This window comes from Microcoleus sp. LEGE 07076 (assembly GCF_015207455.1).
GTDB lineage: Bacteria > Cyanobacteriota > Cyanobacteriia > Cyanobacteriales > Microcoleaceae > Microcoleus.
Map to the genome: position 1 here is coordinate 1 of NZ_JADEWV010000023.1, position 15,081 is coordinate 15,081.

Genomic DNA, 15,081 nt, shown 5'->3' on the forward strand with positions numbered 1-15,081 from the left:
TCTCCATACAAATGCGAATTCTATTCACTATTGCTCACTTTTACAATCCCAGCGGCGACGGGAAACACGCTTCCCAGCGAAATGACCCGCAACCCCGACTAAATGCTTTAACTGCTTGTATCACATCGCTACAAGCTTTGTACGGCAAATCTCAGTGCACGATTCACATTAGCGAATGTGCAACTATCCCAGCAAATCAAGCTCAAAAACACGAAATTGACATTGTTGTTTGCACTACTCAAGGCTATCACCTCTTGCCTCAATTGCCGGTACAGCCGAGGTCTTTTATGCACCACGCTACAAAATGTGAGCCGCTGCTGTTGGGGTTTGAGTGTCAAGCAGTTTTGCGAGCGTGTCTTGACAAATACGATTACTTTTGTTATTTGGAAGATGATTTAATTCTGCACGACCCGTGGTTTTTTAGTAAATTAAATTGGTTTACACATCACGGGGGAAATGGAAATTTGCTGCAACCGAACCGTTACGAAATATCGCCTCAAGGAGCTGTTTTTAAAGCATATATTGATGGGGATTTAGCGGGTGGAGCTACTGCTAAGTTTCAAAATGTGGAGGAGCAGCGGGAGTTGGCGGGAAAAATTATGGAACAGCCAATTTCTTTTGAGCGGGCTTTGAATCCTCATTCCGGTTGTTATTTTTTGAATGCGAAACAGATGGCTCACTGGGTCGAGCAGTCTCATTTTTTGGACAGGGATACTAGCTTTATCGGCCCGCTGGAAAGTGCGGCGACTTTGGGGATTATGCGGACTTTTAGGGTTTACAAGTCAACTCCTTCCTATGCTAATTTTTTGGAAATTCAACATTTTGGAGCGAGTTTTCTGAAGTTGATCGGTAATAAGGTGAGGATTTCGGAGGAAGGATGAGTTAAGATATTCAGGTAAGTTGCAATATTTGAGAGGTCGCATGAACCAGGCAACCGAAAAGATTGTCCTTCCCTCTCCCTTCCCCAACCACACTCAATTGCCAGAGGAAGACGGCAGTTTTGTGAATAATTTTCAGGAGCATCCCCAGAGTATTATTTTAACTGATTCGATCGGGTTGGTGTTGCAGGGGCTTAATCCCGACGGGCAATATGCTATAGGCCAAGACTGCGGCATCTACTGGCGAGAAACTGAACCGCTTGAAAAGGGAGCGGAAGCTCCTGACTGGTTCTACGTGCCGAACGTACCACCAAGACTAGGAAGTCAAATTCGTCGCTCTTACGTGCTGTGGCGGGAATTCATGGCTCCGATGATTGCTTTGGAGTTCGCATCGGGAGACGGTTCCCAAGAGCGGGACACAACACCGCTATCGTACTCTGAAGTCGGCGAGGCGCAAAGACCAGGGAAGTTTTGGGTATATGAGCGGATTGTGCGGATTCCGTATTATGGGATTTATGAAATCAATAGTGGCAGGCTGGAGGTTTACAGCCTGAACAATGGGTTTTACCAGCAGTTGCTTCCGAACGATCGCGGTCATTATCCGATCGCGCCAATGGGCGTAGAATTAGGACTGTGGGAAGGTAGTTATCAAAACCAGACTATGCTGTGGCTGCGGTGGTGGGACAGCGAGGGCAATTTGCTGCTGACTGGTACAGAACGAGCTACTGTCGAACAGCAACGAGCTTCCTTAGCAGAGCAGGCTTTGAGTGCAGAAGCCCGAGCGCGGCGGGATGCGATTCCTCGGTTGTTGGCAATGGGATTGAATGCAGAGCAAGTAGCAGAAGCGCTGGGTTTATCTGTAGAGGAAGTTATATTAATTCCGGTTGTACCGTCAGGTGATTGTTGACTGTTGACGGTTTACTGTTGACGGTTGACTCGAATTTACTATTCCGATGAATAGAGGATTTGATATTAAGAAGTTGCAGCCGTAGGGTGCGTCAGTATGAAGTTAACTGCCATCGAAAAAGTCATCAATACTGACGCACCTTATTTGTAGTTGTAGGGTGCGTCAGTTCTTAAATTATCAATTATTCCTCAAAAACTCTGACTGACGCACCCTACTAAAATCCTATTTTTAAGAAGTTGCAGCCGTAGGGTGCGTCAGTATGAAGTTAACTGCCATCGAAAAAGTCATCAATACTGACGCACCTTATTTGTAGTTGTAGGGTGCGTCAGTTCTTAAATTATCAATTATTCCTCAAAAACTCTGACTGACGCACCCTACTAAAATCCTATTTTTAAGAAGTTGCAGCCGTAGGGTGCGTCAGTATGAAGTTAACTGCCATCGAAAAAGTCATCAATACTGACGCACCTTATTTGTAGTTGTAGGGTGCGTCAGTTCTTAAATTATCAATTATTCCTCAAAAACTCTGACTGACGCACCCTACTAAAATCCTATTTTTAAGAAGTTGCAGCCGTAGGGTGCGTCAGTATGAAGTTAACTGCCATCGAAAAAGTCATCAATACTGACGCACCTTATTTGTAGTTGTAGGGTGCGTCAGTTCTTAAATTATCAATTATTCCTCAAAAACTCTGACTGACGCACCCTACTAAAATCCTATTTTTAAGAAGTCAAAACATCGCCGATTTTAACTGTGCCGCTGTTGATAATTTTGGCTAAAACTCCGGTTTGTGCGTGACCGAATTTTTGTTGCAGCAAACTGAGTAGGGGAATATCCCGATCGCCCGTTTCTGGATTTACTTCTATGTTGACACAGCGACCGATTCGTGCTGTAACTTCTATGCGCGCCGTGCCTAATTGAAACTGTTTTCCGATTAACTCAAATTCCGACCACGCTTCCATGCCTTCTAGCACAATGTTCGGGCGAAATCGGCGCACGTCTGTGTTTTGGTGGGCGATTTCGGTTAATTGGTCTAATGTGGCTTGACTGAGTAAAGAAATGTGTACGGGTGCTCGATCGGGATAGCGAGTTTCGCCGCTGCTGTCGCCGATTAAGCGCAAAGGTGCAAGCTGCGGGTGTCTCGCTTCTTTTGTGGATTCAATTGCGGCCAGATATTCGCTAAAAAAGCTGCTGATGCGATCGCGCCCCGCTGCTGTGTTCGTTGCTGCTGATAACACTGCAACTCCTTGACGCTGGACTGTTAAAACGGTCGTTTCCGGTTGATAATCGCATTCTAAAGCTGCTAAATGCGGCCAATCGTTTTGGACGGCTAAATGTTTTTTGCTCATCCAAGGTACATTTTCGGCGGGCATTTTTGCAGCTTCAAGATTATCTGCAAACATTAAGGCAAAAGCGCGATCGCCCTTAATTCCATGTCCTGCTGTTAAGGCAAACTCCGACATTTCTTGCGGTGTCAGCCCTTTAATTGGATAAATGAATAACTGTTTTATGGTTGCTAATGTCATATTTTTTTAGCTACGCTTCCATTTTAACTGAACTCTTGTCCCCCCCTTACTAAGGGGGGCTAGGGGGGTACAAGCTAATTCAAAAACATTAATAAAATTGCTATAAATAGCCGATTAAGCTAGCAATTCATAGCGGCGGATATCGGGAGACCCAACGGCCAAACCGTCTAATTTTTGCACCGCGTCTTGAAGGTGAGTTGAACCGAGATGCAGTTCAAGCAAATCTGCACTTTCCCACTCTTCAACAAAGGTAAAATCTGTGGGATCGGCTTGATTTTGCAACAGTTCGTATTTGATGCAGCCTTTTTCTTGGCGAGTTGGCTCTACAATGCTCAGCAGCAGGGATTTAAGTTCTGCTACTTTGTCGGGAAAGGCGGCGAGGCGGGCGACTACTCGCAAGGTTGGTTTGGACATAGCGTAAAAAAACAAGCTGTTATGGCGATCGAATTTACCGATTTTTATTTGGCAAACTTAACAATAGAGGATTTCAATTAAAATAACCTAAACAGGTCGATCGGTCAACAGCCAGCATAATCTTGCCAAGACGCGCTCAAGTCTCAGAAACCCGGTTGATATCCAAAATTCTTCGTTACCAACCGCAGAACCTCGTCTAAACCGGCTTTCTTGGTATATTCTTCCTTCTTCCCTTTTCCTGATGACGTTGGACGTTCGATCGGGGGGGGCAGCACTAATGACTGATGACTAATGACTAATGACTAATGACTAATGACTTCTTCTCAATCTTTGGGATAAAATCGCTTTTTTTCTGTAGAATATTCCCAGGCGAGATTCTCCGGGTCTTTTTCGCGGCTCCACTCAGCAAACTCGGGCTTAATTTTCCATTTGCCGATCGTAGTTGCGTGAACTTTGAACCGGCGGGATAGTTCTGTCTGGGTAAAAGAGATTTTGGGTTTTTCAGGAGTCTTGCTTTGAGCGATCGGAAATAAATTTGGCTTTTTATCTTGTGCTTTTTCCCGATTTGCGGGATGCTCTCGAACAGCTATTGCCACGTTAGGTGTTTCGCTTTGATTGACAGTTGGAGCTATTTGAAAATAATACAAAATTCCGCCTTGTTCCGTCACTTCAAAATCCGCGGCAAACTCAGAGGCCCTTTCGTCGAGATATTCTTGAACCTTTTCTCCGGGGAGTTTTGCATTCATCGCCAAATCCAAAGCCGTAACTCGCCCTTGATTTTCTTTGATTAACCTGTAGAAAACCGAGTCTAAATGAGCGAGTTTGTGTTTTTGCTGCTGCTGGTAGAGCTTGTAAGCCCAAGCAATTCCGGCTGTGGTGGCGATCGCCCAAAACATCGTTCCCGACTCGAAACTGGCAACCGCCGTCAAGCAAATAGGCAAAAGCAGGGTAAGATATCCCCAAATGCTGCCCTTCTGTAGGTTATTGCTGTTTTTGACCATAGTTCCCAAACAGGTACGTAGTTTAGCTTAGCAGAGCGTGTCAGGATGCCGCGAAAGTGTTTTGACTGTCTGTCGATCGCTGGCGCACTCTACTACCTCATCCCAGAATCTACTTTTTTTTGCAACCGAGGATTCATGTACTTTTTTCGCAAACAGATTGCCATCCTGTTCGTAGTTGTTGCTTGCTGTATGCTGGCGGTTAGTTGCGGCGAAAGCCGAACTGTCCAGTGTACTAAATTTACAGAAATTGTCACCAAAGGCAACACTCTCATCGAGCTTAAGAAAGACAGCAACGATGTTGCAAGCACCAAGAACTTAGCTAAAGATTTGAACCAGATAGCGAAACAACTTGAGGCTTTGGAAATCACAGATGCCACTCTCAAAGAGATTCAAGGCTCATCTGTTAAATCCTTCCGCTCCATAGGTGAATCGCTCGGCGACATAGCCAAAGCTCTTGAGGCAGGAAATCAGGCTACTACCAGTATAAAAGGTCGAGAGCAAATTCAAAAAGCTAGAGCAGATATTATCCGAGCCGGACAGCAGGCGAATCAAGCAGCAGAAAATCTAGACGCTTTGACCGGCAAACTGATTAAATATTGTAAGAGCGATCGGTAAAGGCTAAGAGTGCGTGAGTTTTGAGTGCGTGAGTTTTGAGTTTGAGCAAGGCATCGCCTTCATCTAGCATCTACTAATTCCCAATCACCTATTCCCAATCACCCATTCCCAATCACCCATTCCCAATCACCCATTCCCAATTACCCATTCCCAATTACCAAATTTAGTGATGAATTTCTAGATTCAAAATATAGCGGCCGAGTTGCACTTTTTCCGACCACAACTCGTATTCTAACCGCAGGTGTTCCGGTTCCGGCTTTCCTGTCAGAGTCAAGTTGCGGGTGAAGTTGCGGAGGCGCAACTGTTCGGGAGTCGCCAGCGATTCGCCTTGAAGCCAGTAACGGCTCAGCCCGTACATTCCGCGTTCCCAGCAGTGGCGGTAGCTGTATTTGCCGTTTCCTTGCATGGTCATAATCACTCGATAGGGCGAAACTTCTAGCCACAGCAACCGGGGTTTTGCGGTTGTTGGCAAGATAGCAACTTCCTCTGCCGATTCGTTGTCGTCGGAAAATTGGCGATCGAGTATTGCTGGTTCGTGCAACAACAAGTGAAATCGATCGCGGTCTTTTTGATAAAGCGTACCAGCGGTTTCAACAAATGACCACAAAGGTAAATCTGTGGATACCAGCGATAAACTTACAGGCTTGCGGTGATGCGTCAGCATAAATAAAAGTGTAGGAGTTATGGTGGATCGGGCGTTTGAGATTTTAGAGCTGAGACTTTAGACTTTAGATTGGCTCAGTTGCAAATTCCGGATATTTTAGTTAAAAAAAATAAAAAATGTACAAGTAGCAATCGAAAATCTAAAATTGTTGGGTCAAAATTCAATCATCTGCTCGATAATTGAGAGCAGAACCTGAAATTTACGCAGATTTACGGAGTAGTGTTTGTGAAATTAAGCTAAACTCTCTAAAGTTGCATCTGCTCTCCTCCGTCGCTGATACGAGTTTGACAAAATAATGGAACTGTCGGCCCCTGTTCCCAACCCTTATGGGGTCAGTCATCTCCCATTATCAAATTTTCAATCTCAAATCTCAAATGGTATGACTCAGGACTGGGAAAAGGGTAGGATAGCTAACACCGTCCCATCCTAGTTTATCTCAATGCAAGCTGATATTATAACTACTTCGCTTCTGGGCGAAAGTCAAACTTTAAGCATTCAAAAACCTGCGTCAGGCTTGTCGCTGAAAGGGAGGATTCGAGTTCCGGGCGATAAGTCGATTTCTCACCGAGCTTTGATGTTGGGTGCGATCGCCAGCGGTGAAACTACGATTGAAGGACTGCTGCTAGGAGAGGACCCCCGCAGCACGGCTAAATGTTTCTCGCTCCTGGGAGCCTCGGTTTCCGAACTCAACGCGGAACGGGTGACAGTCCGGGGCGTGGGAATTGGCGAGTTGCAGGAGCCTGTGGAAGTCTTGGACGCGGGCAATTCCGGCACGACGATGCGGTTGATGTTGGGAATTTTAGCGTCTCATCCGGGGCGTTTTTTTGCGGTAACGGGTGACAGTTCTTTGCGATCGCGCCCCATGTCGCGCGTCATTAAACCGCTGCAACAAATGGGAGCGCAAATTTGGGGTAGAAAGAGCAATTCTTTAGCTCCCTTAGCGATAGTCGGACAGCAGTTAAAACCGATTCACTACCCTTCGCCGATCGCCTCTGCTCAAGTTAAATCCTGCATTTTGCTGGCCGGTTTGATGGCTGAGGGAGAAACTACAGTCACAGAACCCGCTCTGTCGCGGGATCACAGCGAGCGGATGCTGCGGGCGTTCGGAGCAAAATTGAGTGTCGATCCTGAAACTTGCAGCGTGACAGTCACTGGGCCGACACAACTGCAAGGACAGAATGTGATTGTACCGGGGGATATTAGTTCGGCGGCATTTTGGCTGGTGGCTGGGGCGATCGTCCCGGGTTCCGAACTCGTCGTCGAAAATGTCGGCGTGAACCCAACTCGCACGGGCATTTTGGAAGCTTTGGAGATGATGGGGGCCGACATTGAACTGCAAAATCAGCGAGAGGCGGCTGGGGAACCGGTAGCGGATATTTTGGTTCGCGGCGGCGGCCAATTGCGGGGATGCACCATTGCTGGCGACTTAATTCCCCGACTGATTGACGAAATCCCGATTTTGGCAGTAGCGGCGGCTTTTGCCAACGGTACTACCATCATTAGAAATGCGGCCGAGTTGCGAGTCAAAGAGAGCGATCGACTGGCCGTGACTGCTGCGGAACTCAACCGCATGGGAGCCAAAATTACCGAGTTACCTGACGGTTTAGAAATTACCGGCGGAACTCCTTTAACTGGCGCGGATGTTGACAGTTACACCGACCACAGAATTGCGATGAGTTTGGCGATCGCAGCCCTGAATGCCACAGGTGTTACTAACATTCACCGCGCCGAAGCAGCCGCCATTTCCTACCCCGATTTTACCGCTACTTTGCAACAAGTTTGCCATCCAACTTAAGATTGGGCATTGGGCATTGGTTATTGGTTATTGGTTATTGGTTATTGGTACAGCCTCACCAATAACCATTAACCGCTAACCAATGACTCACAACTAATCACCAATAACTGATGACTGATGACCAATAACTAAGGATCGCGAATTAAATAATTTACACATAATTGTGGGACGGGCGTCCCGCCCATCCCACAAGAACAATAAAAATGGTAAGTTATTTAATTCTCATTCCTAATTACCAATAACTGATGACCAATAACCACTGATACCAAATCCGGGTAACATACCCCTTGATGATTCGGCGGTTGAAACCGCATCATCTACACAAACGATGTCGGCCGGAGCCCACTGGTTGATAAACGGTATCCCAAACCCGAATTTGGTACGACTGATGACCACTAACTAATGACCACTAACTAATGACCACTAACTAATGACTTCCTCTAAGAATCTTTACCTACAACTTGTTCTTTAAAAGAATCAACTTCGGTTAATAACTCTTGGCGGGTAGAAGCCTTGAGGAGATAGCGGTAAACAAACCAACCCGTATATCCCATGCCAATCAACTCAAAAACTGGAGTTACCAAAGGGACATCGTTAAGAGCAGCTAAAACTCCCAGCATTACCTTAATACTAATACCGCCTGCCAGGATTAAACCAACTGTGATCAGAGGCTTTTGGTATTCAGTAAAAAAACTGGAGAGATAGACTGGAAGTTCTGACAAAATTGTGAGAACTTGGTCTTTAATATCTTGGAACTGGCTTGTCGGTGTTTCTGGGGTCACTGTAGTCATGACCCCCGGTTCGTCAACCACCAGGTCTACTGTGACGACTTCATCAATCGTTTGTGTCTCGTCAGAAAAGTTAGCTTGTGTCATTTGATACTTCCTCCGGTGTCAAGTAAAATTGCAGGCTTGGAATTGCTAGCAGTGTAATTCTCCGGCAATTAGCGCAGGATTCTGGCAGCCGGGACTAATTGATGAGATTAAGCCAGACCTTCACAAATTGCAAGCAAAAATAAGCATATGAGTTGATTTTAAACAATTGCCCTCGCTGCTAAATCGCTCTTTTGACTCATTTTTTCAATTCACTGAGGTCGATTTGATTGGGACAAGTGTGTCCTCGTTCAAAATCGGTGATATTGCCGATCGTGGTTTCGGCGATATTTTTCAAGGCTTCCCGAGTAAAAAAAGCTTGATGTCCGGTAATCAGGACGTTGGGGAATGTCAGCAAGCGCTGAAATACGTCGTCTTGAATCACCCGATCGGACAAATCCTCAAAAAACAGATCCGTCTCTTGTTCGTACACATCCAAGCCGAGGTGGCCAATTTTACCAGACTTCAGTCCTTTAGTAACAGCTTTAGTGTCAATCAACTGACCGCGGCTGGTGTTGATCAGCATGATCCCCGGTTTCATTTGCTCGATCGCCCCTGCATCGATCAAATGGTAAGTTTCCGGTATCAGCGGACAGTGGAGGCTGACAATATCAGAGGCGGCGAACAGTTCCTGAAGCGCCACATATTCCATACCTAGGGCTTGGCAATCCGGGTTTGGGGAAACATCGTATCCCAAGAGGCGACAGCCGAATCCGTGCAAAATTTGGGCAGTAATTGCGCCAATTCTGCCAGTTCCCACAATTCCCACCGTTTTACCGTGGAGGTCAAAACCCAACAAGCCGTCTAGGGAGAAATTGCCTTCGCGGACGCGGTTGTAGGCGCGGTGGATTTTGCGGTTGAGGGACAAAATCATGGCGACTGCGTGTTCGGCGACGGCGTAGGGAGAATAAGCGGGAACTCGCAGGAGAGTTAAGTCTAAATCGCGGGCTGTTTCTAAATCAACGTGATTGAATCCGGCCGATCGCAGCGCCAGCAAGCGCACTCCATTTTGGGCGATCGCCCGGAGCGTTGGAGCGTCCAAACAGTCGTTAACGAAGGCGCAGACGGCCGGAAATCCCGCAGATAACACGCTGGTTTCCAGGTTCAGACGCGGTTCAAAAAACACCAATTCGTGTTGGCCGCCGACATTGGCTGCTTCCAGAAAAGTGCGATCGTAGGATTTGGTGCTGAATACGGCTACCTTCATGATTTTTGCGGGCAAATCTTGTAATAGTGGGAAATTCTTTCCACATTAACTCTCTTTGCTTACCAGAACTCCATTGAAAAAAAAATAGTTTCCCTGAGAAATCTGGGGCTTGGCAAGAGAGCATCTCTGAATCAACCAGATTTTTAGGTTTTTGGCAAGTCCTGCTTTTTTAAATAAAACTTATTAGACTAGAGTAAAGCGCGATCGTTAATTGCTAAATTATCACGAGAAACTCCGATGCGACCACAACTAAAACGAATAATTTATCAAATCTTAGAAACCTCAGAAAGCACTAATTTATACAGTTTAGTAGATGACTTTGTGATCACTTTTTTAATCCTGATCAACGTCGCAGCTTTTATTGCTTCTACTTCCCCCAGCTTTTCCCGAGAATACCAATCAATTCTGGAAAACATCGAAATTTTTTCATCGTTAGTATTTACAATAGAATATGCTTTGAGGCTGTGGGTGTGTACGATCGATCGCAGATACAGCCACCCGCTTCTGGGAAGATTGAGATACGCTCTGACACCGCTAGCTCTAATCGATTTAGTTTCAATCTTACCATTTTACGCCTTGCTATTATTTCCCACTTTAAGCTTTATTAATTTAATTAGCTTGCTGCGCTTGTTGCGCTTGCTGAAAATGAGCCGGTATTCAGACTCAGTGCGAACTCTGGGAGCAGTATTGTACGCTAAAAAAGAGGAGCTGCTCGCCACTGCATTTGCAGTTTTCATTTTGTTAATCTTTGCCTCTAGCATCATGTATTTTGTTGAATCCGAGGCACATCCCGAAGCTTTTGCGAGCATCCCCGATGCAATGTGGTGGGGAGTTGTTACATTAACTACTGTCGGTTACGGCGATATTTATCCGATCACTCCTTTAGGCAAATTTTTAGGAGCAATTTTAGCATTTTTGGGAATCGGAATTTTTGCGGTGCCGGCGGGGATAATTGCTTCGGGTTTTTCCGAGGAAGTGCAAAGGAAAAAGCAAGAAAAAATTGCAGCCAATTTAGAGCGATCTGCGAATTCTCAATCGGTAAAAATGCTGGCGGACATCGAAGTCGGTTTTGAACAGCAGCAAAGGGATCTCGCCCTTTACGTCGAAAGTTGCGCCGAATTGATGCAAATCTGCATCCAAACGGCAAAACAGAAGTTAGGAAGTCATATTGAAAATGAAGAAATCCTACGCGATTTAGCTATTCATCTGTACAACGAAGCCGTTCGCAAATTCGAGCTTTAATTGCAGCCTTCCACTAACCGCGTTGCTCTAATTAAACGTCAGACACGATCGCCCCTTTGATCCCCGCAGGCTTTAACAAGCCGGAAATCTCGGTATTCTATGCTCAAAATCACCTTAATTCTTTAAGATGCAGCTACACATGACTTTTCACAAGACTGCCATACAAAAAAAATATAAACTTTCTGTGTAGCTTCAATTTAAATAAATTTTCTAAGTAAGGATCAGAACAGCTAACTCAAGTATTCACTGTTAACTGGGAACCCTCAGAAGAGAAAAACCCGCAAGCAACTGTCACCGATTACCTGCGATCGCGCATTCGCCCTCAAAAAGTATACGATAATAGGTACGATCGCAGAAATAGGCGTTTGAGGCTGGAAAGGGTGCCGATTGTTGTTGCGGGAAAAGCACCACTATGTTCTTGAAATCTTTGACAGATTCAATTTCCAAAATTTCGGGTAAAGTTCCTCTACGCACTGTTCTGGTTGTACCATTTGTACTTCAGATTGTCGGTGCAGTGGGAGTAGTCGGCTATCTGTCATTTAGAAACGGACAACAAGCCGTCAATGATGTTGCTTCGCAGTTGCGGCAAGAAATTAGCGATCGCATTAGCGATCGCCTCCAAGGATACATGGCCACTCCCCACAAACTCAATCAAGTCAAAGCTAATGCTTTTGAATTAGGCGATCTTAACTTGCAGGAAATTCCCAGAATCCAGCGTCATTTGTGGAAACAAATGCACACTTTTGACACAGTAAGCGTTACATATATTGCTACTCCCGCCGGAGACTTTATTGCCGCCAGACGCACTAACGACGGCACTTTTTTATTGCAAGAAAGAACCGAACTTACAAACGGCGACATGAATTATTACGCTGCTAATAACCGTGGCGAACCCACTTCATTAGTTACAGTAAAACCCAAATACGACCCGCGACTCCGCCCCTGGTACACAGCAGCAGTCCAAGCCAGAACCACAACCTGGAGTCCAATTTATGCCGACTTTACTAGCAAAGAACTTGGCATTACCGCCACACAGCCGTTATACGATGAATCTGGCAAATTGCAGGTAGTTTTTGGCACAGACTTACTTTTTACTCAAGTCAATCAATTTCTGCAAAGTCTCAAAATTGGCAAATCAGGACAGACTTTTATAATCGAGCGATCGGGCGATTTAGTTACAACATCCACCTTTGATCCGGTATTTTCAGTTAAAGGTGACCAAACAGAAAGAATTAAAGCTATTGATAGCAAAAATAGTCTAATTAGTCTCACTACTAAATATCTGCAAAATAACTTTATCGATTTTTATAAAATTCAGCAAACTAAACAGCTTAACTTCGATATTAAAGGTCAACGACAATTCCTGCAAGTCACTCCTTTGCAAGACGATAAAGGTTTAGACTGGCTAATTGTAGTAGTCATCCCAGAGTCAGATTTCATGGAGCAAATCAACGCCAACAACCACACTACCATTTTGCTCTGTCTAACTGCATTGGGATTAGCAATAGTTATAGGATTGGCTACATCGAAATATATCGTCCAGCCGATTTCAAGCCTCAACTTTGCTGCTACTGCTTTTGCTAGAGGAGAATTTAACCAAATTGTCAACTTAGAGCGGGATGACGAACTAGGCGTACTCGCAAAAGCTTTTAATAGTATGGCAAATCAATTGCGATCGTCATTCAACGCCCTCGAAGCAAAAAATGTCGAATTGCAGCAACTAAATCAGCTCAAAGACGAATTTCTTGCCAATACTTCCCACGAACTTCGCACGCCTTTAAATGGGATTATCGGCATTGCAGAATCCCTAATTGACGGCGCTACCGGGCAATTACCAGAAAAAACAAATTCTAATTTAATCTTAATTATCTCATCCGGTAGAAGACTATCTACCTTGATCAATGATATTCTGGATTTCTCCAAACTAAAGCACCAAACTCTTGAACTGCAAATCAAGCCCATAGGTTTGCGAGAAATAGCTGCTTTAGTTATGAATCTATCCCAGCCACTCATCGGCACAAAAGATTTACATTTGATTAATAATATTAGTCCCCAATTGCCTCTGGCTGCCGCCGATGAAAATCGCCTACAACAAATCCTTTATAACTTAATCGGCAACGCGATTAAGTTTACAGAAAGCGGTACTGTAGAAATTTCAGCTAAAGTAATTCAGAGCTCGGTATTAGTAGATACTGAAATATTAACAGCGAGTAATGAACTGTTAGCAATTACTGTGTCAGACACAGGCATCGGTATACCTGAAGATAAGTTAGATAAGATTTTTGAATCCTTTGAACAAGGAGACGGTTCGACTGCGAGAAATTATGGCGGAACAGGTTTAGGTTTGGCGGTAACAAAACAATTAGTAGAATTGCACGGCAGCAAAATCTGGGTTTCTTCAACTGTAGGTGGCGGTTCTAAGTTCACTTTCACCTTACCAATATCTCAGAGTCAGTTAGACTTTACAGAGCGTGAGTCATTTTCACCAGAAGAAACTCAACAGTTAGTAACTCGTCCGCTGGCACAGTTAATTAGTGCTAATCCCTCAAAATTAACTGTTAAGGAACTTGGAGATAATCATCAGCTTAAAATCATGGTTGTCGATGATGAGCCAATCAACATACAGGTGATAATCAACAATCTTGCCCTAGAAAAATATACCATAATTAAAGCATCTAATGGCATAGAAGCTATAGAAATGATCGAGCAAGGATTGAAGCCAGATTTGATTTTGCTGGATGTAATGATGCCGCGTATGACTGGCTATGAAGTTTGCCAAAAAGTGCGAGAAAGATTTGCAGCACTGGAAATGCCGATTGTGATGCTGACAGCTAAAAACCAAACAGAAGATTTGGTAGAAGGCTTTAATTTAGGAGCCAATGATTATCTGACTAAACCTTTTGTCAAAAAAGAGTTATTGGCGCGGATAAAAACTCACATTCATCTGGCAAAACTCAATGCTGCCTACGGCAAATTCGTACCGCATGAGTTTTTAAGGTTGCTGGGACAAGAAAGTATTATTGATGTCAAATTAGGGGATAACTTGCAAAGAGAGATGTCGGTAATGTTCTCTGATATTCGCTCTTTTACCAGTATTTCTGAACAAATGACACCGGAGGAAAATTTTGCTTTTATCAATAGCTATTTGGGGAGAGTTAGCCCGGTAATTAGAAAACATCACGGTTTTATTGATAAATATATTGGGGATGCTGTAATGGCACTATTTCCTGAATCTGCTGATGATGCTTTGCAAGCCGCTATTGAGATGCAGCAAGAAGTGATTGTTTTCAATCAGCACAGGCAAACAAACGGCTATCTGCCGATTACGATCGGGATTGGTTTGCATACTGGTAATTTAATGTTGGGTACGATCGGCGAAGAGCAGCGGATGGAAAGTACAGTGATTGCTGATGCTGTTAATTTAGCTTCTCGGCTGGAGGGTTTAACCAAGTTGTATGCTGCGGGAATTTTGATTAGCGATCGCACTTTGCGGAATCTTGATGATTTAACTAAGTATAGCTATCGGTTTGTCGATCGAGTCAAGGTGAAAGGCAAAAATCAGCCCGTAGCCGTTTTTGAAGTCTACGACGGAGATACTCAACCCCTGAAGCAATTAAAGAAACAAACTCAGACAAACTTTGAACAAGCCGTTGTAGTTTATCACCAACAAGATTTTGTGCAATCCCAGCAAATGTTTGAGGCAGTTTTGGCACTAAATCCTGTTGATAAAGCAGCAAAGTTATATTACGATCGCTGTGCAAAATATATCAAATATGGGCTTCCCGAAGGATGGACAGGGATCGAAGCAATGGATGAGAAATAATATAGAAGAAGGCAGACGTAGGGTGCGTCGCCATGAATAATTATTGCTATAAACTGAGATTAAATGAGCGACGCACGTCACACTTATAGCGAGGGTAACTAACCCGGATTGGGTATAAAAAGAGAAAATTCAGGCTACTTTT

Annotated in this window: 12 protein-coding genes; 6 read left to right on the plus strand and 6 right to left on the minus strand. The window is 44.5% G+C overall.

The genetic code is table 11. From position 1 onward, the window contains the following. The first annotated feature begins 11 nt into the window (after positions 1 to 11). Both IQ270_RS05930 and IQ270_RS05935 read left to right on the plus strand, forming a co-directional pair. On the plus strand, positions 12 to 881 hold the full coding sequence (locus IQ270_RS05930) for a calcium-binding protein (RefSeq protein ID WP_193972325.1): 870 nt from the start codon (positions 12 to 14) through the stop codon (positions 879 to 881). Positions 882 to 921: 40 nt separating this feature from the next. Next, on the plus strand, positions 922 to 1,785 hold the full coding sequence (locus IQ270_RS05935) for a Uma2 family endonuclease (protein ID WP_193972326.1): 864 nt from the start codon (positions 922 to 924) through the stop codon (positions 1,783 to 1,785). Positions 1,786 to 2,502: 717 nt separating this feature from the next. On the opposite strand, the gene IQ270_RS05940 is transcribed toward IQ270_RS05935, so the two are convergent. The 3 genes from IQ270_RS05940 to IQ270_RS05950 all read right to left on the minus strand — a co-directional run bounded on the left by IQ270_RS05940 (position 2,503) and on the right by IQ270_RS05950 (position 4,721). Beyond that, the gene (locus IQ270_RS05940) at positions 2,503 to 3,306 is read right to left on the minus strand and encodes an MOSC domain-containing protein (RefSeq protein WP_193972327.1); all 804 of its coding nucleotides are present in this window, start codon (positions 3,304 to 3,306) and stop codon (positions 2,503 to 2,505) included. Between the two features lie 114 nt (positions 3,307 to 3,420). Next, positions 3,421 to 3,720, minus strand: coding sequence for a putative quinol monooxygenase (locus tag IQ270_RS05945; RefSeq protein WP_193972328.1), 300 nt, complete (start codon positions 3,718 to 3,720; stop codon positions 3,421 to 3,423). A 323-nt stretch (positions 3,721 to 4,043) separates the two neighbouring features. Further along, positions 4,044 to 4,721: a hypothetical protein gene (locus IQ270_RS05950; protein WP_193972329.1), complete on the minus strand. Its 678-nt coding sequence runs from the start codon at positions 4,719 to 4,721 to the stop codon at positions 4,044 to 4,046. Positions 4,722 to 4,766: 45 nt separating this feature from the next. Here IQ270_RS05950 and IQ270_RS05955 point away from each other — a divergent pair, with 45 nt between their 5' ends. Further along, positions 4,767 to 5,336, plus strand: a complete 570-nt coding sequence (locus IQ270_RS05955) for a hypothetical protein (protein ID WP_228056112.1) — start codon at positions 4,767 to 4,769, stop codon at positions 5,334 to 5,336. A gap of 163 nt (positions 5,337 to 5,499) precedes the next feature. Here IQ270_RS05955 and IQ270_RS05960 read toward each other — a convergent pair whose 3' ends face one another. Beyond that, complete coding sequence (locus IQ270_RS05960) at positions 5,500 to 6,000, minus strand: hypothetical protein (RefSeq protein WP_193972330.1); 501 nt, start codon at positions 5,998 to 6,000, stop codon at positions 5,500 to 5,502. A 439-nt stretch (positions 6,001 to 6,439) separates the two neighbouring features. Here IQ270_RS05960 and aroA point away from each other — a divergent pair, with 439 nt between their 5' ends. Further along, positions 6,440 to 7,795 carry a 3-phosphoshikimate 1-carboxyvinyltransferase gene (gene aroA / locus IQ270_RS05965; RefSeq protein ID WP_193972331.1) on the plus strand — a complete coding sequence of 452 codons (1,356 nt, stop codon included), beginning with the start codon at positions 6,440 to 6,442 and terminating at the stop codon, positions 7,793 to 7,795. 440 nt (positions 7,796 to 8,235) lie between these two features. Here aroA and IQ270_RS05970 read toward each other — a convergent pair whose 3' ends face one another. Together IQ270_RS05970 and IQ270_RS05975 are read right to left on the minus strand one after the other, a co-directional pair. Continuing rightward, positions 8,236 to 8,670 carry a CAAD domain-containing protein gene (locus IQ270_RS05970; protein WP_193972332.1) on the minus strand — a complete coding sequence of 145 codons (435 nt, stop codon included), beginning with the start codon at positions 8,668 to 8,670 and terminating at the stop codon, positions 8,236 to 8,238. A gap of 196 nt (positions 8,671 to 8,866) precedes the next feature. Then, positions 8,867 to 9,874, minus strand: coding sequence for a 2-hydroxyacid dehydrogenase (locus IQ270_RS05975; RefSeq protein WP_193972333.1), 1,008 nt, complete (start codon positions 9,872 to 9,874; stop codon positions 8,867 to 8,869). Positions 9,875 to 10,111: 237 nt separating this feature from the next. On the opposite strand from IQ270_RS05975, the gene IQ270_RS05980 reads away from it, so the two are divergent. Beyond that, positions 10,112 to 11,116, plus strand: a complete 1,005-nt coding sequence (locus IQ270_RS05980; protein WP_193972334.1) for an ion transporter — start codon at positions 10,112 to 10,114, stop codon at positions 11,114 to 11,116. Positions 11,117 to 11,528: 412 nt separating this feature from the next. Beyond that, a complete protein-coding gene (locus IQ270_RS05985; protein ID WP_193972335.1) occupies positions 11,529 to 14,939 on the plus strand; it encodes an ATP-binding protein in 3,411 nt (1,136 codons plus the stop codon). Positions 14,940 to 15,081: the final 142 nt, after the last annotated feature.